We start from the raw sequence: 21479 nt of genomic DNA, 5'->3' as shown, positions 1-21479 counted from the left end.
GGAGCATGAAACAGTGTCAAAAAATATGATTTCTAGGGTTGAGAATATTTCTCAACCCCAGTTTTATAATCACAATAAAATATGGACAAAACCTTTTATAATAGCGGTTATAGTTGTTATCATTTTAGGGATTATATCACTGTTTACTGGAGTTTATGATATACGTGGACAAGAGGACGGAATGGAGATGTTTTTCATCACTCGTGTTCCGAGAACAGTTGCATTAATGCTTACTGGAGCTGCAATGGCGATGGCAGGGCTCGTAATGCAATTAATTACCCAGAATCGTTTTGTTGAACCTACTACAACGGGGACTATCGAATGGTCAGGCTTAGGCCTGCTTTTTGTGTATTTACTATTTCCTGCACCGACTTTAGTTCAAAGAATGACTGGTGCAATCATTTTTTCTTTTATAGGAACTATGATTTTCTTTCTATTTTTAAGAAGAGTTAAGCTTCGCTCATCTTTAATTGTTCCGATTATTGGATTGATGCTTGGAGCAGTTATTTCTGCAGTGTCTACTTTTTTGGGACTCCTTTTTCAAATGACGCAAAGTATTGAAACTTGGTTTGTAGGTTCATTTGCTAACATTCAGGTAGGAAGATACGAATATTTATGGCTGATTGTTATCGTTACTTTGCTTATTTTTATGTATGCGAATAGATTGACTCTAGCTGGACTAGGAGAAGATGTCGCAACAAGCCTTGGAGTTAATTATAATAGAATTGTTCTTTTTGGGACTGGCCTTATCTCTGTTGCTGTTGGAATTGTTGCAGCTGTTATCGGAAACTTACCTTTCTTAGGTTTAATTGTTCCAAACATTGTTTCCATGTTTAGAGGAGATGATCTTAGGAGTAATTTACCTTGGGTATGTGTGATCGGAATGGGGACAATAACTACCTGTGACATCATTTCTCGAACAATTATAAAGCCTTTTGAACTACCTGTTTCTTTAATACTTGCATCAGTGGGAGCAGTCGTGTTTATTACTATTTTATTGAGAAAAAGAAAACCAAGGAGGCTACGATGATCACATTAGATTATAGAAATAAAGAAAATGTCGAAGTCGATTCTAGCCTTCATAATAAAAGTAGATCAGCTAGTGCTTTTCGTTCTAAGAAGGAAGCAAAACGTTATTGGATTGTACTGACAACATTGATTGCTTTAGGTCTCCTTTCTTCATATGGACTTTTAGTTTATAACAATCCAGTTCCGATAGATTCCCCTTCTTTTATCCCAGTTGTTAAGAGAAGAATAGTAGCTATTGTCGCGATGATTATTGCTGCAGTTTGCCATAGCTTGTCGACAGTTGCTTTCCAATCTATTACGAACAATAAGATTATTACTCCTTCGCTTTTAGGTTTTGAATCACTTTATTCAGCGATACATACGAGTACAATATTCTTCTTTGGTGCTAGTGCATTAATAAACTTTAATGGAATTGGATCATTTTTATTCCAAGTTGTTGTTATGGTCCTTATGAGTTTGATACTTTATGGATGGTTACTTTCCGGTAAATACGGGAATTTACAACTTATGCTTTTAGTTGGAATTATTATTGGTACTGGACTGAATTCTGTATCAACTTTTATGAGAAAGCTACTTGCACCTTCAGAGTTTGATATTTTACAAGCGAAATTATTTGGTTCTGTTAATCATGCAGATCCTGCATATTTTCCTATTGTAATTCCTATGATCATGATTGTAGCAGTATTAATTTTTGCGCATTCTAAGAATTTGAATGTTTTGTCACTAGGAAAGGATGTTGCTACTTCTTTCGGAGTTAAATATCAACCTAGTGTAATTTATACGCTTGTATTAGTTGCTATTTTGATGTCCATCTCAACAGCTCTAATTGGACCACTTACGTTCTACGGCTTTTTAGTGGCAACCTTAAGTTATCAGGCGGCGGCAACTTATGATCACAGATATATTTTCCCAATGGCTTTTGCTATAGGATTTTTGATAATGACGAGTGCATACTTTTTAATGTATCATGTATTCAATGCTCAAGGTGTAGTTTCAGTTATTATTGAATTATTTGGTGGAATCATATTCTTAACTATAGTTTTAAGGAAGAGGGCTTTATGATAAAAATTGATAATGTTAAAAAGTTCTATACTGATAAGGTAAAAATAGGACCTTTGGATATTGAAATACCAAAAGCGGGCTTTACTTCTTTAATTGGACCAAATGGCGCTGGAAAGTCTACGACACTTTTGATGATTGGAAGACTTTTAGATATGGATGAAGGCCAAATTCAAGTAGCGAATATGGATGTTTCTGAATCCAAATCAAAAGACTTAGCAAAAATTTTGACTATATTGCGACAAGAAAATCATTTTGTAACGAGGCTTACTGTTAGACAACTAGTTGGATTTGGGCGCTTTCCTTATTCAAAGGGAAGATTAACTAAAGAAGATGAGGTTATCATTTCTAAATATATCGATTTCTTAGATTTAACTAGTTTAGAGAATAGATATTTAGATGAGCTTTCTGGTGGGCAAAGACAAAGGGCATATGTAGCGATGGTACTGTGCCAAGAGACTGAATATGTGCTGTTGGACGAGCCTTTGAATAACCTTGATGTTGCTCGTTCCGTTCAAATGATGGAGCATTTGAGACGTGCAGCTAATGAATTCGGAAGAACAATTTTGACTGTTATGCATGACATAAATTTTGCAGCTAAATACTCTGATAAAATTTGTGCTATGAAAGATGGGCAAATTGCTGCTTTTGGAACAGTAGAAGAGGTTATGGACCCAACACTTTTAACAGATATTTTTGAAACAAAAATAGAAATTATCAAAGGTCCTTATGGGCCGATCGCTGTTTATTAATGAATAAAATGTTCCATTAACAAATGAAATAAAAGTTTCAATTGGAGGAACAACATTATACCCAACTGCTAGTATTAGTCATTAGGTATAAAAAAGCGCCCTGTAAGCAGGGCGCTTTTTTACTTAATCACAAATTTTACTCTTTCCAAAACTGTTCTAACAAAATAACAATCATAGTACCTACGAGTAATCCGTTACTTAAAACATATTGTAAGGAAGAAGGGGCTCCGCTAAATGCACTTTCTGGAAGAAACATTATACCAAAACTGATTAATAATGAAATTCCTAATATAGTTAATCGACGTTGGTTTAATTCTTCACGTAAAATGGATTGAAATGAAATACCTATTACTTGAACAAATGTTGCTAAAAGTGCAGCATTAGCAATAGGACCTGGTAGCAAGGATATAAAGTTTACAATTGAAGGAATAAAAGAAATTCCTGCTAATATAAGACTTGCTATAAGGAACGACTTCACTTTTCTTTGTCCTGTTAGTTGAATAAATCCTGCTGATGCAGGTAATGGTACAATTCCAATGGTAGAGAACAATGATGAGATAATATGTGATATACCTCCGATCCATACACCACGGTTCAGTGTTTGCTTTTCATTTTCTTTAGATAGGGGAGCCACTTGTTTTACAGCCGAAATAGCAGCAATTGTATTTGCAACTAAAAGAAAGGTAAATAAAGTCGAAGTTAGAATCATTCCAATATCGAATCTAGGTGTGCCCCAAGCAAATATCTCTGGTAACTTAACTAGCGTTGTATGTGAGGGCATATGAGATGATTTTCCTAATACTGCATACAAAAGCCAACCACATGAAATTCCAAGTAACACAGCGTAACTTTTCATCCATCCTTTCCCTTTAATTGATAAGAAAGTAATAAGGGCAAAAACAAATAGCGCAATAGTAGCTGTTGTATAGTGAGGATGAGTTGCAGATCCTTGTAATCCCATCATTCCTTTTAGTAACACACCACTAAGCTGAAGTGATAATATTAAAAGAAAAGTTCCTGTAACTAAAGGGGTAAATAAACGTAAGATTCGATGAACAAGCCCTGTTATACCAAGAATGAAGAGTAATATACCTGCAATAATTAACCCGCCTTCTAAAAGTTGTAATACATCTTTTGCACTTTGTCCCTGATGCATAGCTACTTGTCCCAATATGACAAATATACTTACCCATGAACCAGCTGGCCCATCCGCTATGGGATAGCGATGCCCAAACCACGCTTGTAGAAACGAACTTACTCCCACGACTAAAAAAGTCCGCTGCATTAATGTTGAGATATCTTCTATTGGTAAATGGAATATGCCACCAATAATGATAGGTAATGCAATTGCATTTGCTAATAGAAACACAAACCATTGTAGAGTACTAAAGCCCGTATCGAAGTATTTTTTATTCATATTATTCTCCTTTGCCGAAAAAGAATTTCATAGTTAAAATCCATCCTTTCTACACAGTTAGAAAGGATGGATTTTGTAAATCTATAAAATCACTTTAATTATATAGCTAAATTTTTTGATTATTTACCATGTACGGAATGGTAAGAATTTCCCATTAAGTGTAATCACGATACGAGGATCGCCACCTTTTGGATCTTCTTGTGTATCCACACCTAGGTTGAAGTTAATCGCACTCATTACACCTTCGCCCGCTTTTTCTAAGATTAACTCTCTAATAGTTGGTGCATATTGTAACATCATTTCATATAAACGATATGCAATCGGGTCAGTAGGAGGCATTTCCATTACTTGGCCACGAAGTGGAACTACTGTTAATGCTTGAACTACTTCTTCATCTAATTCTAATAGTTTACCGATTTTTTCTGCTTCTGGACGTGTCATTGTAGCTTGTCCTAATAACGCTGTTACAACCCAAGTCTCAGAGTTTTCACTTACTTTTGCAATTTCTTCCCAAGTTAACCCTTTTTTAATTTTTGCCGCTAGAATTTTTTGCGTAGCTTCTTGTCTATTCATATCTAATACTTGTTTTTTCATATCTCATAACTTCCCTTCATGTACGTAATAATTATTATTTTGCTTCACTATTTAACGCTTTATATCCATCAACCACTACATCTAATTTACCTGTGTGAGGGTCAATAACTAAACCGTGTACAGGAACATCTTTTGGAATAAGTGGGTGATTTCTTACTAAATCAACATTAGCTTGTGTTGAATCGCAAACATCATCGAATCCGAATAACCATTTTTTAAGGTCAACACCAGCATATTCAATCGCTGATAAAATTTCTGGTGAAGCTACTCCACGATCTAATATTTTTTGGAGTGTTCCTTTTGGATTCGTTTGGCTCGCACCACATCTATGGTGTCCAATAAGGAAGATTTCATCTGCATTTAAATCGTATACTGACGCGACAACACTTTGCATAACACTATCGAAAGCAGAAGCAATTTTACCACCTGCATTTCTGATGACTTTTGCATCACCATCGTGTATATCTAAAGCTTTTGGAAGTAGTTCAATTAAACGAGCATCCATGCAAGAAACAACAACCATACGTTTTTTAGGCATTTTTGTCGCTTCACGAGGAGCGTATTCCTTATTTTCTACAAATTGTTCATTGAACGATAGAATTTCTTGTAATAACATAATTTGTAACCTCCTTTAAATCTAGATGTATTTTTTGTTGCGTCCTCTGTGTTATAAGTAAATATAACTGATAAATACTGTGATGTAAGAGGATAAACTAAGTATAGTGAATTGTATCGATAAGCAGAATAAGTTGGCGAAACACTTTCGGGCTTTCTACTTTCACGGTGAAAGGATTGGTTTATATCATTGATCAAACAGATTTTGAGATACTGAAATTATTAGGAGAAAACTCAAGAATACAATGGAAAGAGCTTGGCCAAAAAATACATATGACGGGGCAGGCCGTAGGAAATCGAATTCGAAGATTAGAGGATTTAGGGATTATTGAACAGTATACAATTGCAATAAACCGAATCAAATTAGGACAAGTAGTGACTGCATTTGTTACTTTGTTCGTAACAACAGCTAATCACCAAGAGTTTATGAATTTCTTTCAAGGAGAAGAAGGGATTTCTGAAGTACACCGTATAAGTGGTGAGGGGTGTTATTTATTAAAAACACATTTTGCTTCCAACGAAGACTTAGATAACTTTCTAGGACGACTATTAAAATACGGGAATTATCGTGTTAACTTATCAATAGGAAAGTTGAAATAAGGTTTCTTTTCTTTGGAGGAGATAGTAACATTATTTGCTAAACCTTATTTGTATAGAGATAATAAAGTCTTTTAATTTTTATCTTAAATAGTCAGAGCCTTACTACAATTTATGTGTAGTAAGGCTTTTTTAAAGCTGTTAAAAAATACATTGTAAGGAAGAAGGAAAGCCGTTAACAATAATGTAATTCTTAATAGAGTTAATCAAGTGCATTGTAAAGGTTTTTAAGATGAATTGTAGGGGAAATGAAGATCTTATAGAAGGGGTTCTTATAGGAAGGGGATGTCTATGTTTGATTCAACAGACTTTAAAATTATAAAGTTACTACAAGAAAACGCTAGAATGAATTGGAAGGAAATTGGAGAGAGAGTACATTTGACTGGCCAGGCTGTTGGGAAACGAATTAATAAATTAGAAGAGGCAGGTGTCATTCGAAAATATACGATAGATATCGAAAGGGCTAAGTTAGAAGGGTCTATTATGACGTTTGTTACACTATTTCTGCATGCACCACATTATCATAATCAAATTCAAACCTTTTTTGAAAAAACGGACGTAATTACTGAAATGTATCGTATAAGTGGCGATGGCTGTTATATCATGATTCTTCACACATCTTCACATCAACAATTAGAAGAGACTCTTGCAGATGTTTTACATTATGGTGATTATCGTATAAATACTGTCATTAAGACAATTGAAAAAAAGAAAGAATAAGAGATTTATTCTTTCTTTTTTTTATATGGAACTGTAATTCTTTATTTGCTCTTGTTTATAAAACAGTTTGCTGACATAATTTTTGCATAAATATCACCAAACTCTAACGAACTCATGAACGATTGATGAGCGTGTACTGCGGGGATCAGATTTCCTTGAAATTCTAAATCTTTTGTTGTACAAGCATCTTCAATTACAACACATTGAAATCCTAAATCACTGGCAGCACGTACTGTTGCATCAATACATACGTGAGTCATCATACCGCAAATGACTAGTTGATCTATTTTTTCCTTCTTTAATGTTTCAAATAAATTAGTTCTTAAAAAACTGTTAGGGTGATGTTTTTGTACGACTCTTTCGTTAGCGATTGGCTGTACATCATCATGAATTTGAACACCTACTGTTTCAGGTAAGAAGAAAGTAGCTCCTTCATTGTTCGCAATATGTTGTACGTGAATAACTGTTTTATGTTTTTCACGAAATACTTTCAAGACTTCTTGCGCTTTTTGTGCGGCTTTTCCAGGTTGATGCAATTCCATATTGCCGCCTTTAAAGTAATCATTTTGTATGTCGACTAATAGTAACGCTTCGTTCATAGTTAATCCCCCCACATATATTTGTACAGTACGTTGTTTGTACTGTACCGTTATTATATAAAGTGTAGGTATGTGCAGGTAATAATGTCATGAAACGATTTTAACGTATATAGTTTCATTGTGAAAAAGCTAAAAGATACAAAGTAAAGATTGGGGAAACGGCTATATTAAACGTAAATATCAGGATGGTGAAGTGATAGTGAAAGAGGACGATCATATTTGATTTAACACTTTTGTAAGTATAATTTTGCTATAATAAATACGTACTTACACGAAGGGGAGTTTAAAGATAAAATGAAGTCGTTTAATATCGATCATCTTATAGCTAGTGTGTTGCAATGGATATTAAATATAGCTTTAATTATATTATCCATTGTGTTATCGATTTTCTTAGTGAATGAGACAATTACATTTGTGCAGTATATCTTTTCGGAAAAGGAGTATACATCGTATAAATTGGTTGAAAGTATTATCGTCTACTTCTTATACTTCGAGTTCATCGCATTGATTATTAAGTATTTTAAGTCGAATTATCATTTTCCGTTACGTTATTTTATTTATATCGGAATTACGGCTTTAATTCGATTAATTATTGTATCTCATGAGGAACCGATGGAGACGTTGTTATATGCGGGATCTATTCTCGTTTTAGTCGTTGCGTTATACATATCAAATATGAGAGATTTGAGAAAAGAGTAGCAAAAAACCCCTAAATCTAGGGGTTTTTACTTTATCCCGCTATTTGCCGGGTAGTAAGATCCCCACCTCAAAATTCAGAGGAAGCAAAGAAGTTAGGTGGAGGATCAACTGCCCGTAAAAGCCCGATTGGTGAGGGCTGATAATCAGTGGAGGATGAACAAAACCCCCCACTGATTAAAGTTTCACTTTATATAATATGAAATCCGATTAATAAAATAACGATGAACGTAATAGCAAATATGCCCCACCATAACGTATGAGTTTGTCCTTTTCTTTTTCTGGCTACGAGAATTTCCATCGACATAATAAGGATAAGAGCGAATACAGCTTTTATCATTGAAATGACAGGGAAGTTTTTAATGACGACCATTCCAATTCCTGAACCTAGCATAAGAACATAAAAGGCACGTTGCCCCCACAGTGTAAATTCTTGTTTGTTAAGCATGTAACTCATGATGAATAAGATGATAAGAATTGCCCATGATCCCGCGTGAATTTGATAAAACATATTAAGCATTACAGTTCACTCCCGTATGTATGTTGTTTTTTTGAAAATATGACTACTAATCCGATAGAAAGCATTGTCATCATGCCGCCTATTATGAAAGATACTGCCCCTTGTGATGTAAATATCATTGTGAAAAATATTGGTCCGATAATTCTTCCTAAACTATCAAATGAATAATTTAATCCTGAAATGGTACCGTGATCGCTTTTTACTTGTTTTGTTAAAAAGGATAGAGTACAAGTTCGTACGAGCGCGTTTCCAGCTGTGAAGATGGATAAACAAATGCCGGCCCATAGTAAGTTCGTAATGAAAGGGATTAAAAATAGGCCTGTTGCAGAAATGATTTGTCCGATTATAATGTAGCGTTTTTCATCTCCGTTACGAATGTAGCGTATGAGTCCACCTTGTATAGATGCATCCACTAGACCGCTCGCTAAAAAGATTATGCCGATTTGGAATGGTGTCATGCCAATTGCTTGTTTACCAAATAGCTGATAAGTACCTTCTAATCCGGCTAATGCCATAGAAATTGTGAAAGTAATGAAAAACAAGCCGATTGATGAAGCTGGTAAATGGATAAACTTTTTAAATGGATTTCCCGTATCTTTTTCATCTGCATTGTTTAAACTCTCTTTAAAAGTAAAACATGTATAGAGAAATAAAATGACAAGAAGATTGCTAGCGATTTGGAAGGGAACCGCATTTCCGAAATGGCTTAGCATCCCGCCAATTGCAGGTCCGACAATAAAGCCCATGCCAATGCAAGCACCCATCATTCCTATATAACGATTACGCTCAGTTTCATTTGTCATATCGACAATTGAAGCTGTTGCAGCAGTGTATAATGCACCTGCAAACAATCCATTTAGGCTTCTTGCGATGTATAAGCCAGTTAAATTATCAATCAGTAAACCTGTTAAGAAAAAACTAATGGAATACCCGAGTATACCAATTAGTAGTACAGGACGCCGACCTGCTCGATCAGAAATCTTTCCCCAAAGCGGAGCTGTTAAGAATGAAGCGAGCGAATAAGAAGATAACAGCATCCCTAAATGATGTGACGGCACATGTAAATTTGTAATGATTTCTGGTAGAACAGGGATAATCATACCGAATCCTAAAAAGATGAAAAATTGAACAATCATTAACGAAACTATATTTCTTTTCATCATATCCTCCTTTCCTCTTATTAATAAAATGACATATGACTAAATAGTCATATGGTTATAATAATGGTTTATTAAAAGGAGTACAATCGATATAATAAAATTGAAACAAATTATTCATAATTTAAAAGTCCGGTTAGGAGAATTAAGAATGTCTATTCGTTATGCATTACTTGGACTACTTTCAAAAAAAGAACAAACTGGTTATGACTTGTATCATACTTTTCAAGAACAACTCATTTATTTTTGGAATTCAAGTCATTCACAAGTGTATAAAGAATTATCAAAAATGGAGCAGGATAACCTGGTTACGTTCGAATATATTTATCAAGAAGGAAGTCCAAATAAAAAAATATATTCTTTAACGAAAGAGGGCGAAAAGGCTCTTGTTGAATGGATTATTCATTCGAAAACGAAGCCCCAACGTATAAAGGATGAGTTTTTATTAAAAGCCTCAAGTTTTAATGTTATTTCAGTAAGTGAAGCTATTTCACTATTACAGAAGATAATTGATAGAGAAACGCATGTTATGCGGGAAACTCAAAAATGGAAAGATTATGGTTTCCCGGATCAATCTGCTATTCGCAAACAAGTGATAGGAGAGTATATTACTGTTGAATATGGGATAAGGTATTCAAAAATGTACATCGACTGGTGTGAATGGGCAATTGAAGTGTTAGAAACATTACGAGAAGAAGAGTAAGGGAAAGTAGTGCAGGCATAAGTTTGCACTACTTTTTTATGTCTTGACCTTCAAGTCGCTTGAAAGTTTACAATACAAATAGGGCGTTTGAAATTGAAAAAAATTGAGACATTAAGTGAAGAGGTTTCTTTTACTTGGAGGTTATAGCAATGAGTCAGGAATTGAAGTTACGTCCTTTAGAACGAGAAGATTTAAAATTTGTACATGAACTTAATAATAATGCACATATTATGTCGTATTGGTTTGAAGAGCCGTATGAGGCATTTGTGGAGCTGCAGGATTTATACGATAAACATATACATGATCAAAGTGAACGCCGATTTATCGTTGAGAAAGATAATGAGATGGTTGGATTGGTCGAGTTAGTGGAAATCGATTATATTCACCGTAGAACAGAATTCCAAATTATTATTGATCCAAATTATCAAGGGTACGGTTATGCAGCTGATGCAACGCGTTTAGCGATGGATTACGCTTTTGCTGTATTAAATATGCATAAAATATATTTAGTTGTCGATAAAGAGAATGAAAAAGCTGTACACGTTTATAAAAAGGTTGGATTTATAGTGGAAGGTGAGCTTCTCGACGAGTTTTTCGTTGATGGTAACTATCATAATGCAATCAGAATGTGTATGTTTCAGAAGGAATATTTTAGAACGAAATAATGGATTGAAAAGGCTATAGACAGTGACTGTCTATAGCCTTTTTATTATGTTTCACAGTATGTATTTATTGTTAAACGATAAATAATTGTTGACTTGTAATATTTTGAGGCTTATTATGATGTTAGCAAAAGAGATATAAGTAAATTAATTATGAAATTAAAGGAGAATATATTATGAAAAATAAATTTTTATTAGCTATCGTACTGCTATCGTTAGGAGTTACTTGTTTATTAATACAAGGTGCGACTAGTAAAGTAGCGGATAATGGATTCCTTGAAGAACCTTTCTTTTTCCTAGTACCAATAAGTTATGTATTGTTCTTGAGTGGTATTGGTGTATTACTATTTGGAGTTATTACTTCAAAGTTAAAAAAACAGTAATAGACAAAATAGAACTGTAATCTGCGGGGAGGTCTCATAGGTTATTAGCTTACGACGAATGTAATATAAAAAGAAAGCGACTGATCAGAGTCGCTTTCTTTTTATATTCCACCCAGTTTCATTCCAAGGAATGCAAAGAGGATACCAATTATATAAGTTACGCTTACATATAAAAATAGTACACCGAAGTTTTTACGATTGAAGAGCTGAATAGATTCGAGCTTAAATGTTGAAAATGTAGTGAATGCCCCCATAAATCCAGTCCCTAATAATAATTGCCAACCTGTAGAGACTCCGTTGCCAATTATATATCCGAGTAAAAACGCCCCTGTTATATTAATGAGAAATGTAGCAATTGGAAATGAAGTTTTATTTCGTTTTTTAAACCAATTGCTAATTGCAAATCGTGTAATAGCACCGAAGAAACCTCCAGTTGCTACTAATAAAGCTTCTATCATGAGTAATCACCTTCTGTAAGATGTTTCTTAATTAAGAAATCACCTAGTATATAGCCAAGTCCAGACATAATGAGGCCACCAAGTATGCTGCATGATACATAGAAGAAAGCCATGCCCCATTCAGAATGATGGATTAATTGTACAGTTTCTACACTGAATGTTGAAAACGTCGTAAAGGAACCGATGAATCCAGTACCAATGCCTGTAATAATCTCTGGAGGCAAGATGTTTCGCTGAGTGATATACGTAGTTAGCCACGCTAATAAGAAGCAGCCGATTAAGTTAATGAGTAATGTAGCAAGTGGAAATGAATGATGCCATGAAGTATGAATAGTAAGACCTAAATAATAACGAGAGAGGGCCCCTAATATACCGGCTATGCCAACAATAATATAAATCAATATCTTCACCTCTTTAAAAATAGCTTGCTCAAAAAAATAGACTCCTACCAGTAGTTATACTGGTAGGAGTCATTAGCTAAGCAGCAGTTATGGCGAACTCCATCGCCTATGATTATTACATATAGTGTACTAAAAAATGCATTGAATTTCCAGTGAAGAAGTGGAGTCGTTTTGTATGTGTGATGGTTTAAGATAAAGAATCTGTACCTATAAACTAAATATAGTGATATAAGGTTTTCAATATGATAAAATATTTCTTATGTCTGTCATTCAGTTTTAGTTAACTGAAAATAAAGAAAATTAAGTTGTATGTTTTAGAAAAGGGGCGTTTATTTGAAGAAGTTATTAAAAATAGTACTTATATGTATTTTGATAGGAGCTTGTATTTTAGGTGGTTTTTTAGCGTATATGACACTTACAAGAGAAAAGCCGGCTGATGTTATAAGTTTAAAGGTGGAAAATAATAAGGAGCGCGTATTAGCGCCTGACAATGAGTTTAAAGTTACGACATTTAATATTGGATATGCTGGATTAGATAAGGATCAAGATTTCTTTATGGATGGTGGAAAGGGATCTGGTTCAAGTAGTAAAGAGCAAACGGAAGTTAACCTAAAGAATATGCTTTCGTTTTTACAAAATGAGAATAGTGATTTTGCGTTATTACAAGAAGTTGATATAAAATCATTGCGATCTTTTGATGTAAATGGGCATGAGTTTTTGAAAAAAGGATTACCTGATTATGCTTCGTCATTTGGAAAGAACTATGATACAAAATGGGTCCCTGTCCCAATTACAAGTCCAATGGGATATGCGGAGGCGGGATTAAGTACGTTTTCTAAATATAAAGTTCAAACAGCGGAGAGGTTCCAGCTTCCTGGAATGGAGCCTTGGCCGAAGCGTTTGTTTGATTTAGATCGAGCGATTGTTGAGCATAAAATTCCTGTTAGTAATGGGAAGTTTGTTAGACTCGTAAATTTACATTTGTCTGCGTATGATGAAGGCGGGAAAATTAGAAAACAGCAAGTAGAGTATTTAAGACAATATATGAACAAGTATTATGAAAAAGGTGATTACGTAATAATGGGCGGAGATTGGAATCAGTTACTTTCTGATGTTCAGTTAAGTGATCCGAAGTTTGTGAAAGAGCGTCCGGAGTGGTTAGTAGAGTTACCGAAGGACTTTACTAATGGTGGCTTTAAGTGGGCTGTAGATCCGTCTGTTATGACTGTGAGAGATGATGTAAAGAAATATGTGGAGGGTGAAAACTTCGTCACGATTATTGATGGCTTTATCGTTTCACCGAATGTGGAGATTGTAAATGTGCAAGGGAAAGATTTAAAGTTTGAAAATAGCGATCATAATCCAGTGAGTGCGGTATTTAAGCTGAAGTAATTAAGTGCAGAAGGTGGGACTTTATATATGGAGTGGTTAAAGAAAACTTGTTTTTCTAACCTTGAGAAAGAATCACAGAAAAATCATTTATTGCTGTTTATTACGATTTGTAGTTTCTTTCTTGGAATAATCGCGATTGGGTATTACGGATATATTTTTACAGAGAGAGCGATAGCATTTTGGGTTTGTGGTATTTCAGTTGTTGTATTTGGAACGCTTCTTACTTTTATAGAAGGCATGGAAGCGATGTATAAATATATCATGACATTTATGTTGCTTATTATGTCTTTCATTATGGTACAAGCTTTTAATGAAAGTCCGGCTGTATTTCAAATGGTCTACTTTACGCTAGCAGTTTCACTTATTTATTTAAGTGAACGTCTCGTTATCATTCTCGGCGGAGTGGCGGTTGTTATCACATTTATTCTTTGTAGTTATTGGCCGGAGCAATTTTTTGCTTATACAGCGGCATCTGAAGCTGCAAACTTTGCAAGCTTGTTAGCAATCGTAACGATTGCTATGTGGGGCGTAACGAAGATTGGCTCTAATCTGCTAGCTCGTTTAAGTGATGAGAAGCGAGAGGTGATGAGGAAAGCTCAGGAGCTAGAAGAGACTCAAAGACTTATTGAGGAAACTGTTGTGAAACTAGATAGTAATTTCAATCATTTAAGACAAAATATGAATACATCGATGGAGTCGATGAGTGAAATTAATTTCGCTTTTGAAGAGGTGGCAGTTGGTACTCAATCACAATCAGAGATGATGCATCGTTCAGTAGAAGTATTGAATGATATGGAAGGAAATATTGAACAAATCATTTCTCAAGTAAGAGGTGCATCGATTCGTGTTGATGAAAGTTTAGAGATTTCAAAGGGTAGTGTACATACTTTACGAAATTTTGAAGCGAATATGAGAAGTTTAAATGATGTTGTTTCACAATCAGGAATTATATTTAGAGATTTAATGATGCAGTCGAAGCAAATTAATGAAATTGTAGATGTAATAACGAATATTTCAAGTCAGACGAGTTTGCTAGCTTTAAATGCAAATATTGAAGCAGCAAGAGCAGGCGAGCATGGAAAAGGATTTGCTATTGTAGCGAATGAAGTATTAAAGCTTGCCGAAGAATCGAATCGCTCTGCGGGGAGAATTCAAGGTATTTTGAAGGAGTTTAGTAATCAAGCAAGTAAAGTGGAAGTACAGGTAGAAAAATCAGAAAAAGTACAAGAAGAATGTAATGAAATGCTAGCAAGTGTTTTAACAAATGTAACGGATTTAGGGAAGTTTATTGATGCAATTAATGATGTAATGAGAGAAATTGTTGGTCATCAAGAAAACTTGCAGGTTAAAACGACGAATATCGTAAAGGATGTTACACATGCTTCTAACGTAATTCAGCAAACTTCTGCAGCTACGGAAGAAGTGTTAGCAAGTGTGGAAGAAGAAAAACATCGAAATGATATATCGGTGAAGACGTTACATACTGTTAGCGAGCAAGTGAAGTTACTAGAAGATATTTTAGAAAAGTAATATCTCTTGAAAAGGGCACACCATGTGTGCTCTTTTTCATTTAAATGAATACTTGATAGGAATTTAATTGCTTTTCTGCGCGTTTTCTGCCAAGCTTAAGGAGATAAAGTGAGACTAATACCTACTCATTATTAGTTGAACCTCGCGAATAGCGGGATAAAATACTTCAAAGAAAGAATTATATAGGTGACGCATATGATCGAAGTTAAGACTTCTGAACTTAGTGATGGAGAATTTAATAGAGGTGTATTTGCAACTCGTGATATTAAAAAGGGTGAGTTGATTCACTCAGCACCAGTTATCTCTTATCCGAATGAACAGCATGAACACATTGAGAAAACGTTACTTGCTGACTACGCATTTGAGTATGGGGTAAATCATACGGCATTCCTGTTAGGATACGGCATGTTATTTAATCATGCATATAATCCGAATGCAACGTATGATATTGTCTTCGAGAATCATACGTTTAACTTCTTTGCTTACAAAGATATAAAAGCGGGAGAAGAGATTCTAATCAATTATAATGGTGAAGTTGATGACGATGAGCTATTATGGTTTGATAAGGAAAAAGAAGAGAACGAAAAGTAAATTATAATAAGTAATAAAAAAGATGCTTTTACATAGGTAAAAGCATCTTTTTTATTGATGAAAATAAAGTAAAGATTACAAAAAAATACCACTTTATTTTCGTATGGTATAGTAAGATACTGAAGGATAGTGTTTTGAAAAAGTAATATATTTTACAAATTGTTGTCTTTCTGATGACATGTCAAGTTTAGTAGCCCATTTGGGTTGCTTTATTATGCAATATATATTTTAATATGAGTGGCACCTCTTATAAATTAAGAGGTTTATAGGTGTCTCGAATTGATTTTGGGTACACTGTATCCACCACTTTAGGTTCATTTCATGTACGTGGGGATATTATGGGCCCGTATAACGGGATAAAAAGAATATAGAAATAGAGGAATCGTAAAATGAATATGCAAGAGGTTTATGAATATTTAAGTACGGTATTGCCTGAAGGTCATGTGAAACAAGATGAAATGTTAAAGAATCATACGCATATTAAAGTTGGCGGAAAAGCAGATGTGTTCGTTGCGCCGACAAATTATGATGAAATTCAAGAAGTTATTAAATATGCTAACGAATATAATATTCCAGTTACGTTTTTAGGAAATGGATCAAATGTCATTATTAAAGACGGTGGAATTCGCGGGATTATAGTAAGTTTAATTCATATTACAGGTGTGACTGTAACAGGAACAACGATTGTAGCACAGTGTGGTGCAGCAATTATTGATGTATCACGTATTGCATTAGATCATAATTTAACGGGTCTTGAGTTTGCTTGCGGTATTCCAGGCTCAGTTGGCGGAGCATTATATATGAATGCTGGTGCTTACGGCGGTGAAGTATCATTTGTATTAACAGAAGCTGTTGTGATGACAGGTGATGGAGAGCTACGTACTTTGACGAAAGAAGCATTTGAATTTGGATATCGTAAGAGTGTATTTGCGAATAACCATTACATTATTCTTGAAGCGAGATTTGAACTTGAAGAAGGTGTGCATGAAGAAATTAAAGCAAAAATGGATGATTTAACGTTTAAACGTGAATCAAAACAACCTTTAGAATATCCTTCATGTGGTAGCGTATTTAAGCGCCCACCAAATAATTTTGCTGGTAAATTAATTCAAGAATCAGGGTTACAAGGTAAGCGAATTGGTGGAGTGGAAGTTTCTGTAAAACATGCTGGATTTATGGTGAATGTTGATAACGGAACAGCACAAGATTACATCGATTTAATTCACTTTGTACAAAAGACTGTTGAAGAGAAATTTGGCGTGAAGTTAGAGCGAGAAGTAAGGATTATTGGAGAAGATAAAGAATAAACATGCGTATGAAACTACGAATTATTTTAAAATAACATTTGGGTATTGTTGACAATTTGTTTTCAATTCAATATAATGGCTAATAATTTAACAAATAATATACGTTGAAAGAGCCCAGTAGCAGTTTGTCACTGTTAACGAGAGAGCTAGGGGTTGCTGGAACCTAGCACAAACAAACTTGCGAATTACACTCTGGAGTATCTTAGGTAATGCTAAGCGGATTGGCAATCGATATTATTGCTAAGAGTGGTATGAGTAGCTATGCTATTTATACAAACTGGGTGGTAACACGGTGAATAATCGTCCCTATGTCATAGACATAGGGACTTTTTGTTTTCAAAAAATAGAGGGGATGACAAAAGATGAATATCATTGATGAATTAGAATGGCGCGGTGCTGTGAATCAACAGACGGATGAAGAAGGTTTACGTAAGTTAGTAGAAGAGAAAAAGATTTCACTATACTGCGGAGTTGATCCGACAGGTGATAGTATGCATATTGGACATTTGATTCCGTTTATGATGATGAAGAGATTCCAGTTAGCTGGCCATCATCCAGTTATTTTAATTGGTGGGGCAACAGGAACAATTGGTGATCCGAGTGGACGTCAATCAGAACGTCAACTTCAAACGTTAGAAGTAGTTCAGCATAATGTGGATGCGTTAACAGCGCAAATGAAAAAGCTATTTGATTTTGGCGGAAATAGCGAAGTGAAGATGGTAAATAACTACGACTGGACACATGAAATAAACATTATTGAGTTTTTACGTGATTACGGGAAGAACTTTAGCATTAATAGCATGTTAGCGAAGGATATTGTAGCAAGTCGTTTAGATACAGGAATTTCTTTCACAGAATTTACGTACCAAATTTTGCAAGCGATGGACTTCCATCATTTATACACGAAAGAAGATGTGCAACTGCAAATTGGTGGTAGTGACCAATGGGGGAATATTACGAGTGGTTTAGATTTAATTCGTAAGTTAGAAGGGCACGAAGCGAAAGTGTTCGGACTAACAATTCCGTTATTATTGAAATCAGATGGTACGAAGTTTGGTAAATCTGCAGGTGGTGCGGTTTGGCTTGATCCTGAAAAAACAACACCATTTGAATTTTACCAGTTCTGGGTGAATACAGATGACCGTGATGTCGTTAAATACTTGAAATACTTTACGTTCTTAACGAAAGAGCATATTGATGAATTGGCAGCGAAGGTAGAAACAGAGCCTCATAAACGTGAAGCGCAAAAAGTATTAGCGGAAGAAATGACGAAATTCGTTCATGGAGAAGAGGCACTCCTGCAAGCGGAGAAAATTACAGCAGCGTTATTTAGCGGAGATATTAAATCGTTAACAGCCGATGAAATTGAACAAGGTTTTAAAGAGATGCCAACATTCCAGTCTTCAAAAGAGACGAAAAACATCGTAGAATGGCTAGTTGATTTAGGAATTGAACCATCTAGACGACAAGCACGTGAAGATATTAATAACGGAGCAATTTCTATGAATGGTGAAAAAGTAACAGATGTGGGTACAGATGTTACTGTAGAGAATTCATTTGATGGACGATTTATTATTATTCGTAAAGGGAAGAAGAACTACAGCCTAGTGAAGTTAGGAGAGTAGTTTGTGTGAAAGGGTGGGAGTAGGAAGAATACTTCCATCTTTTCGTATACACAATTTGGACATAAAATTATCAGTAAATTTAGATAATTAAAAGGGTTGTATGATTCTTCTGCCGAATAAATAAGTTAGAGAAAATTACGGATAAAAATAGCCCGAACCATGCAGGGCATGATTCGGGCTTATATTCAGATTAGTAAGCTAAGCTGAATAGACCTTTAATGTGTGATAAGTAACGAACGTTACTTGCTTCTTTCATTAATGATGCTGGTAAGCCTTTAAGTGGAGTGTTGCTTGCTCCAATTGTAGCAACAGCATCTTTACGTCCTAGACTAGCAAGTGTTCCAGAGTTTACAGGTGCGAACTCTTCGAATGCTTTGCCTTCTAGTGCTGCGTATAAGTTGTATCCAATTAACTCACCCATTTGCCAAGCGATTTGTGCAGTTGGTGGGTATGGACGTCCGTCTGGAGCGAAGACAACAGCGCTGTCTCCAGCAACGAATACGTCTTTGTGAGAAGTAGATTGTAGGTATGCATCAACTGTTGCACGACCACGGTTAACTTCAAGACCTGATTCACCGATTAATGGGTTACCTTGTACGCCGCCTGTCCAAACGAATGTGTTAGCAACAAGTTTTTGACCGTCTTTTAAGTCAATTTCATTGCCAGCAACGTTTGTTACAGGAAGACCTGTTAAGAATGTAACACCGCGTGCTTCTAGGCTAGTAGTTGCACGTTCGATTAAGTGGTCTGGTAATACTGGAAGGATTTTTGGACCTGCTTCAACAAGAAGAAGTTTAACTTCTTTTGGATTTACGCCGTGGCTTTTTGCAAGTTTAGGCATAATGTCAGCAAGCTCACCAACTAGCTCAACGCCAGTTAATCCGCCACCACCGATTACGATTGTAGCATCAGCTTCGTTTTTCGTTTTCGCGTATTCACGAATACGGTCTTCAACGTGTTTGTAGATTTTGTTTGCATCAGCAGCAGATTTTAATACCATGCTGTTTTCTTCTAGTCCTGGAATACCGAAGTAAGCAGTTTTACTTCCTAAAGCAACTACAAGTGCATCGTAAGATAAAGTAGTGCCGCCAGCTAGTTTGATTTCTTTGCTATCAACTGAGAATGACTCAACTGTTGCAATTTTAAGATCGATATCTTTACCTTTGAAAAGCTTTGTAAGTGGCATTGCAATTGCTTGCTCAGCAACGTTACCAGCTGCAAGGCGGTGTAGTTCAGTGATGATTTGGTGTGTTGGGTATTGGTTAATCACTGTAACTTGTGCTTCTGATTTGCTGTAATATTTACGTACGTTTAAAGCGGCAAGAAGACCGCCATAACCAGCGCCTAAGATGACAATTTGTTTTGACATAGTATGATATCCCCCGTCTTTACTAATTGTTGTTATAAGTTAAATTATTTATTGTTACGTTCTGCACTAATTTGAAGGTATGCGTTCACAAAGCGGAACATTTTTTGTGCTTGTGGGTCTTTTAGTAATTTTAATAGACCGAACAGGCCGATAACTTCGTTGCTTTCGTCAGCACGATCTTTCGCTTCGATAGCAGTTGCAGCCATGCCTTTTACTGTATCTTTTACAGGTTCTACAAGCTCTGTGATTGCACTAACAGTGTCGCTTTTTAATACTTCATCAGTAGCAACAGTTTGAGCGAAGTCATAAGATTTAGTTAAAATATTAACAAGCTCAGTTAATTTTGGAAGCTGTTCTACTAGTGTAGTTAATGATTCTTGTACCTCAGGTTTTAACAACTGATCAAGTACATCAAGTTGTCCTTGGCTAGCAGAAATTTGTACAGTTTCTTGTTCTGGCTTTGTTTGAGTCATAGTTTCTGGCATCTCCAATTCTCCTTTACGATAGCAATACTCTTATTTTTTATAGGTAAGATAGTAAACGCTTGCGAAACTTTATACAAAGTTTCACAAAGCACAATAAAATGCCTTTAAATTTATGCCAGCAAGTAAGCTGAAATCATAAATCCAAAACCATAAAGTCCTACCTATTATTTATGAACTGTCCGATACATGGCTTGTCCGCATAATGGAAAGTTCCTTTATCGGAAAGTGTATATAATATATATCCTATATTATATACTATATACACCTATGTTAACATAAAAATGATTCCTAATTATTTGATATTGAGCGTATAACGTAGTACTGACAAGGCATGAAAGCGCATAAATTATTTTGATAAGGTAAGAAATGTACGTATATATAAATAAAAAAAGGAAAAAATGGACAAATTTATGTTCATTTTTTCCTTTTTTTATTGTTCACCTTCTGTAATTAGCATCGATGTATTACCCCTTTTTTCAAGATGGCATTCGCCCCAAGTACAAAGAGAATCAAGGATGGATTCTAAAGACCAGCCGTAGTCTGTAAGGGAATATTCTACTTTCGGTGGGACTTGGTTGTATACCTTTCTTTGAATAACTCCATCTTCTTCTAACTCGCGTAATTGCTGTGTTAACATCTTTTGTGTAATACCAGGCATAAGACGTTTTAATTCACTCGTTCTCTTTGTCCCTTTCGTTAAGTGGCAAAGAATAACGACTTTCCATTTTCCGCCGATAACCTCTAAAGTCGCTTCAACGGGAATATTATATTTCTTCATATAAAAATCTCCTTTGATGAATGTAGATTTCAGTTCTCCA

General features: G+C 35.2%; 25 protein-coding genes, 1 riboswitch and 1 other annotated feature. Of the genes, 14 read left to right on the top strand and 11 right to left on the bottom strand.

Annotated elements, in window-relative coordinates; genetic code table 11:
• The first annotated feature begins 13 nt into the window (after positions 1-13).
• The 3 genes from ACTFOB_RS12860 to ACTFOB_RS12850 are packed head-to-tail and all read left to right on the top strand — an operon-like array spanning position 14 to position 2840.
• On the top strand, positions 14-1030 hold the full coding sequence (locus ACTFOB_RS12860; RefSeq protein WP_000042067.1) for an ABC transporter permease: 1017 nt from the start codon (positions 14-16) through the stop codon (positions 1028-1030).
• Positions 1027-2091 carry an iron chelate uptake ABC transporter family permease subunit gene (locus tag ACTFOB_RS12855; RefSeq protein ID WP_440026284.1) on the top strand — a complete coding sequence of 355 codons (1065 nt, stop codon included), beginning with the start codon at positions 1027-1029 and terminating at the stop codon, positions 2089-2091. Before ACTFOB_RS12860 ends, ACTFOB_RS12855 begins: the two co-directional genes overlap by 4 nt.
• Positions 2088-2840, top strand: coding sequence for an iron ABC transporter ATP-binding protein (locus ACTFOB_RS12850; RefSeq protein WP_046955601.1), 753 nt, complete (start codon positions 2088-2090; stop codon positions 2838-2840). The genes ACTFOB_RS12855 and ACTFOB_RS12850 overlap by 4 nt, the downstream gene beginning before the upstream one ends.
• Positions 2841-2976: 136 nt before the next feature.
• Here the strand turns inward: ACTFOB_RS12850 and ACTFOB_RS12845 are convergent, their stop codons facing one another.
• From ACTFOB_RS12845 to ACTFOB_RS12835, 3 genes are all read right to left on the bottom strand, one after another.
• Positions 2977-4257, bottom strand: a complete 1281-nt coding sequence (locus ACTFOB_RS12845; RefSeq protein ID WP_440026282.1) for a purine/pyrimidine permease — start codon at positions 4255-4257, stop codon at positions 2977-2979.
• Positions 4258-4380: 123 nt separating this feature from the next.
• Positions 4381-4830: a cyanase gene (gene cynS / locus ACTFOB_RS12840; protein WP_029443571.1), complete on the bottom strand. Its 450-nt coding sequence runs from the start codon at positions 4828-4830 to the stop codon at positions 4381-4383.
• Positions 4831-4885: 55 nt separating this feature from the next.
• The gene (locus tag ACTFOB_RS12835; RefSeq protein WP_076541667.1) at positions 4886-5467 is read right to left on the bottom strand and encodes a beta-class carbonic anhydrase; all 582 of its coding nucleotides are present in this window, start codon (positions 5465-5467) and stop codon (positions 4886-4888) included.
• Positions 5468-5634: 167 nt separating this feature from the next.
• Between ACTFOB_RS12835 and ACTFOB_RS12830 the strand changes: the two genes are divergently transcribed.
• Together ACTFOB_RS12830 and ACTFOB_RS12825 are read left to right on the top strand one after the other, a co-directional pair.
• Positions 5635-6066 carry an Lrp/AsnC family transcriptional regulator gene (locus tag ACTFOB_RS12830; protein WP_002008929.1) on the top strand — a complete coding sequence of 144 codons (432 nt, stop codon included), beginning with the start codon at positions 5635-5637 and terminating at the stop codon, positions 6064-6066.
• A gap of 288 nt (positions 6067-6354) precedes the next feature.
• Entirely contained in the window at positions 6355-6783 is a 429-nt protein-coding gene (locus tag ACTFOB_RS12825) for an Lrp/AsnC family transcriptional regulator (RefSeq protein ID WP_440026279.1), read from the top strand.
• A 41-nt stretch (positions 6784-6824) separates the two neighbouring features.
• Here ACTFOB_RS12825 and ACTFOB_RS12820 read toward each other — a convergent pair whose 3' ends face one another.
• Positions 6825-7382, bottom strand: coding sequence for a cysteine hydrolase family protein (locus ACTFOB_RS12820; RefSeq protein WP_440026277.1), 558 nt, complete (start codon positions 7380-7382; stop codon positions 6825-6827).
• Between the two features lie 294 nt (positions 7383-7676).
• Here ACTFOB_RS12820 and psiE point away from each other — a divergent pair, with 294 nt between their 5' ends.
• Positions 7677-8081, top strand: coding sequence for a phosphate-starvation-inducible protein PsiE (gene psiE / locus ACTFOB_RS12815; protein WP_151632202.1), 405 nt, complete (start codon positions 7677-7679; stop codon positions 8079-8081).
• A 187-nt stretch (positions 8082-8268) separates the two neighbouring features.
• On the opposite strand, the gene ACTFOB_RS12810 is transcribed toward psiE, so the two are convergent.
• Positions 8269-8598: a DUF1516 family protein gene (locus ACTFOB_RS12810; RefSeq protein WP_440026275.1), complete on the bottom strand. Its 330-nt coding sequence runs from the start codon at positions 8596-8598 to the stop codon at positions 8269-8271.
• A complete protein-coding gene (locus ACTFOB_RS12805) occupies positions 8598-9758 on the bottom strand; it encodes an MFS transporter (protein WP_440026274.1) in 1161 nt (386 codons plus the stop codon). Before ACTFOB_RS12805 ends, ACTFOB_RS12810 begins: the two co-directional genes overlap by 1 nt.
• A gap of 148 nt (positions 9759-9906) precedes the next feature.
• Here ACTFOB_RS12805 and ACTFOB_RS12800 point away from each other — a divergent pair, with 148 nt between their 5' ends.
• From ACTFOB_RS12800 to ACTFOB_RS12790, 3 genes are all read left to right on the top strand, one after another.
• On the top strand, positions 9907-10458 hold the full coding sequence (locus ACTFOB_RS12800) for a PadR family transcriptional regulator (protein ID WP_061679276.1): 552 nt from the start codon (positions 9907-9909) through the stop codon (positions 10456-10458).
• 149 nt (positions 10459-10607) lie between these two features.
• On the top strand, positions 10608-11123 hold the full coding sequence (gene speG / locus ACTFOB_RS12795) for a spermidine N1-acetyltransferase (RefSeq protein ID WP_440026271.1): 516 nt from the start codon (positions 10608-10610) through the stop codon (positions 11121-11123).
• 173 nt (positions 11124-11296) lie between these two features.
• Complete coding sequence (locus ACTFOB_RS12790; RefSeq protein WP_440026270.1) at positions 11297-11503, top strand: DUF3955 domain-containing protein; 207 nt, start codon at positions 11297-11299, stop codon at positions 11501-11503.
• Between the two features lie 101 nt (positions 11504-11604).
• On the opposite strand, the gene crcB (ACTFOB_RS12785) is transcribed toward ACTFOB_RS12790, so the two are convergent.
• Positions 11605-11961 (bottom strand): fluoride efflux transporter CrcB, encoded by a 357-nt coding sequence (gene crcB / locus ACTFOB_RS12785; RefSeq protein ID WP_440026269.1) that lies wholly within the window; start codon positions 11959-11961, stop codon positions 11605-11607.
• Positions 11958-12362 (bottom strand): fluoride efflux transporter CrcB, encoded by a 405-nt coding sequence (gene crcB, locus ACTFOB_RS12780; protein WP_440026267.1) that lies wholly within the window; start codon positions 12360-12362, stop codon positions 11958-11960. Before crcB (ACTFOB_RS12780) ends, crcB (ACTFOB_RS12785) begins: the two co-directional genes overlap by 4 nt.
• A gap of 56 nt (positions 12363-12418) precedes the next feature.
• Positions 12419-12478: riboswitch (Fluoride riboswitch) on the bottom strand.
• Positions 12479-12695: 217 nt separating this feature from the next.
• On the opposite strand from crcB (ACTFOB_RS12780), the gene ACTFOB_RS12775 reads away from it, so the two are divergent.
• The 5 genes from ACTFOB_RS12775 to tyrS all read left to right on the top strand — a co-directional run bounded on the left by ACTFOB_RS12775 (position 12696) and on the right by tyrS (position 18807).
• Positions 12696-13754: an endonuclease/exonuclease/phosphatase family protein gene (locus tag ACTFOB_RS12775; protein ID WP_440026265.1), complete on the top strand. Its 1059-nt coding sequence runs from the start codon at positions 12696-12698 to the stop codon at positions 13752-13754.
• A 27-nt stretch (positions 13755-13781) separates the two neighbouring features.
• On the top strand, positions 13782-15284 hold the full coding sequence (locus ACTFOB_RS12770; RefSeq protein ID WP_440026263.1) for a DUF4077 domain-containing protein: 1503 nt from the start codon (positions 13782-13784) through the stop codon (positions 15282-15284).
• A 195-nt stretch (positions 15285-15479) separates the two neighbouring features.
• Positions 15480-15875: an SET domain-containing protein gene (locus ACTFOB_RS12765; RefSeq protein ID WP_000573650.1), complete on the top strand. Its 396-nt coding sequence runs from the start codon at positions 15480-15482 to the stop codon at positions 15873-15875.
• Positions 15876-16264: 389 nt separating this feature from the next.
• Entirely contained in the window at positions 16265-17182 is a 918-nt protein-coding gene (gene murB, locus ACTFOB_RS12760; RefSeq protein ID WP_440026260.1) for a UDP-N-acetylmuramate dehydrogenase, read from the top strand.
• A gap of 95 nt (positions 17183-17277) precedes the next feature.
• Positions 17278-17493: a binding site (T-box leader), on the top strand.
• A 51-nt stretch (positions 17494-17544) separates the two neighbouring features.
• Positions 17545-18807 carry a tyrosine--tRNA ligase gene (gene tyrS, locus ACTFOB_RS12755; RefSeq protein ID WP_440026259.1) on the top strand — a complete coding sequence of 421 codons (1263 nt, stop codon included), beginning with the start codon at positions 17545-17547 and terminating at the stop codon, positions 18805-18807.
• 190 nt (positions 18808-18997) lie between these two features.
• Here the strand turns inward: tyrS and ACTFOB_RS12750 are convergent, their stop codons facing one another.
• From ACTFOB_RS12750 to ACTFOB_RS12740, 3 genes are all read right to left on the bottom strand, one after another.
• Entirely contained in the window at positions 18998-20176 is a 1179-nt protein-coding gene (locus ACTFOB_RS12750) for an NAD(P)/FAD-dependent oxidoreductase (protein ID WP_000043194.1), read from the bottom strand.
• Positions 20177-20220: 44 nt separating this feature from the next.
• Positions 20221-20661, bottom strand: coding sequence for a DUF1641 domain-containing protein (locus ACTFOB_RS12745; protein ID WP_001115312.1), 441 nt, complete (start codon positions 20659-20661; stop codon positions 20221-20223).
• A 430-nt stretch (positions 20662-21091) separates the two neighbouring features.
• The gene (locus ACTFOB_RS12740; protein WP_440026256.1) at positions 21092-21439 is read right to left on the bottom strand and encodes a winged helix-turn-helix transcriptional regulator; all 348 of its coding nucleotides are present in this window, start codon (positions 21437-21439) and stop codon (positions 21092-21094) included.
• Between the last annotated feature and the right edge of the window lie 40 nt (positions 21440-21479).

This window comes from Bacillus cereus group sp. MYBK79-1 (assembly GCF_051915365.1).
Lineage (GTDB): Bacteria > Bacillota > Bacilli > Bacillales > Bacillaceae_G > Bacillus_A.
Note: the sequence above shows the minus strand (reverse complement) of the source record. Positions and strands in the feature narration are given on the sequence as shown.

Excerpts from the sequence above, each read along its gene's own strand:
- ACTFOB_RS12740 (WP_440026256.1), bottom strand. The coding sequence starts at position 21,439 with ATGAAGAAATATAATATTCCCGTTGAAGCGACTTTAGAGGTTATCGGC.
- ACTFOB_RS12805 (WP_440026274.1), bottom strand. The coding sequence starts at position 9,758 with ATGAAAAGAAATATAGTTTCGTTAATGATTGTTCAATTTTTCATCTTT.
- ACTFOB_RS12765 (WP_000573650.1), top strand. The coding sequence starts at position 15,480 with ATGATCGAAGTTAAGACTTCTGAACTTAGTGATGGAGAATTTAATAGA.
- ACTFOB_RS12770 (WP_440026263.1), top strand. The coding sequence starts at position 13,782 with ATGGAGTGGTTAAAGAAAACTTGTTTTTCTAACCTTGAGAAAGAATCA.
- ACTFOB_RS12820 (WP_440026277.1), bottom strand. The coding sequence starts at position 7,382 with ATGAACGAAGCGTTACTATTAGTCGACATACAAAATGATTACTTTAAA.
- ACTFOB_RS12800 (WP_061679276.1), top strand. The coding sequence starts at position 9,907 with ATGTCTATTCGTTATGCATTACTTGGACTACTTTCAAAAAAAGAACAA.
- cynS (WP_029443571.1), bottom strand. The coding sequence starts at position 4,830 with ATGAATAGACAAGAAGCTACGCAAAAAATTCTAGCGGCAAAAATTAAA.
- murB (WP_440026260.1), top strand. The coding sequence starts at position 16,265 with ATGAATATGCAAGAGGTTTATGAATATTTAAGTACGGTATTGCCTGAA.
- ACTFOB_RS12835 (WP_076541667.1), bottom strand. The coding sequence starts at position 5,467 with ATGTTATTACAAGAAATTCTATCGTTCAATGAACAATTTGTAGAAAAT.
- psiE (WP_151632202.1), top strand. The coding sequence starts at position 7,677 with ATGAAGTCGTTTAATATCGATCATCTTATAGCTAGTGTGTTGCAATGG.
- ACTFOB_RS12750 (WP_000043194.1), bottom strand. The coding sequence starts at position 20,176 with ATGTCAAAACAAATTGTCATCTTAGGCGCTGGTTATGGCGGTCTTCTT.
- ACTFOB_RS12790 (WP_440026270.1), top strand. The coding sequence starts at position 11,297 with ATGAAAAATAAATTTTTATTAGCTATCGTACTGCTATCGTTAGGAGTT.
- ACTFOB_RS12845 (WP_440026282.1), bottom strand. The coding sequence starts at position 4,257 with ATGAATAAAAAATACTTCGATACGGGCTTTAGTACTCTACAATGGTTT.
- ACTFOB_RS12825 (WP_440026279.1), top strand. The coding sequence starts at position 6,355 with ATGTTTGATTCAACAGACTTTAAAATTATAAAGTTACTACAAGAAAAC.
- ACTFOB_RS12855 (WP_440026284.1), top strand. The coding sequence starts at position 1,027 with ATGATCACATTAGATTATAGAAATAAAGAAAATGTCGAAGTCGATTCT.
- speG (WP_440026271.1), top strand. The coding sequence starts at position 10,608 with ATGAGTCAGGAATTGAAGTTACGTCCTTTAGAACGAGAAGATTTAAAA.
- ACTFOB_RS12850 (WP_046955601.1), top strand. The coding sequence starts at position 2,088 with ATGATAAAAATTGATAATGTTAAAAAGTTCTATACTGATAAGGTAAAA.
- crcB (WP_440026269.1), bottom strand. The coding sequence starts at position 11,961 with ATGATAGAAGCTTTATTAGTAGCAACTGGAGGTTTCTTCGGTGCTATT.
- tyrS (WP_440026259.1), top strand. The coding sequence starts at position 17,545 with ATGAATATCATTGATGAATTAGAATGGCGCGGTGCTGTGAATCAACAG.
- ACTFOB_RS12810 (WP_440026275.1), bottom strand. The coding sequence starts at position 8,598 with ATGCTTAATATGTTTTATCAAATTCACGCGGGATCATGGGCAATTCTT.
- ACTFOB_RS12745 (WP_001115312.1), bottom strand. The coding sequence starts at position 20,661 with ATGCCAGAAACTATGACTCAAACAAAGCCAGAACAAGAAACTGTACAA.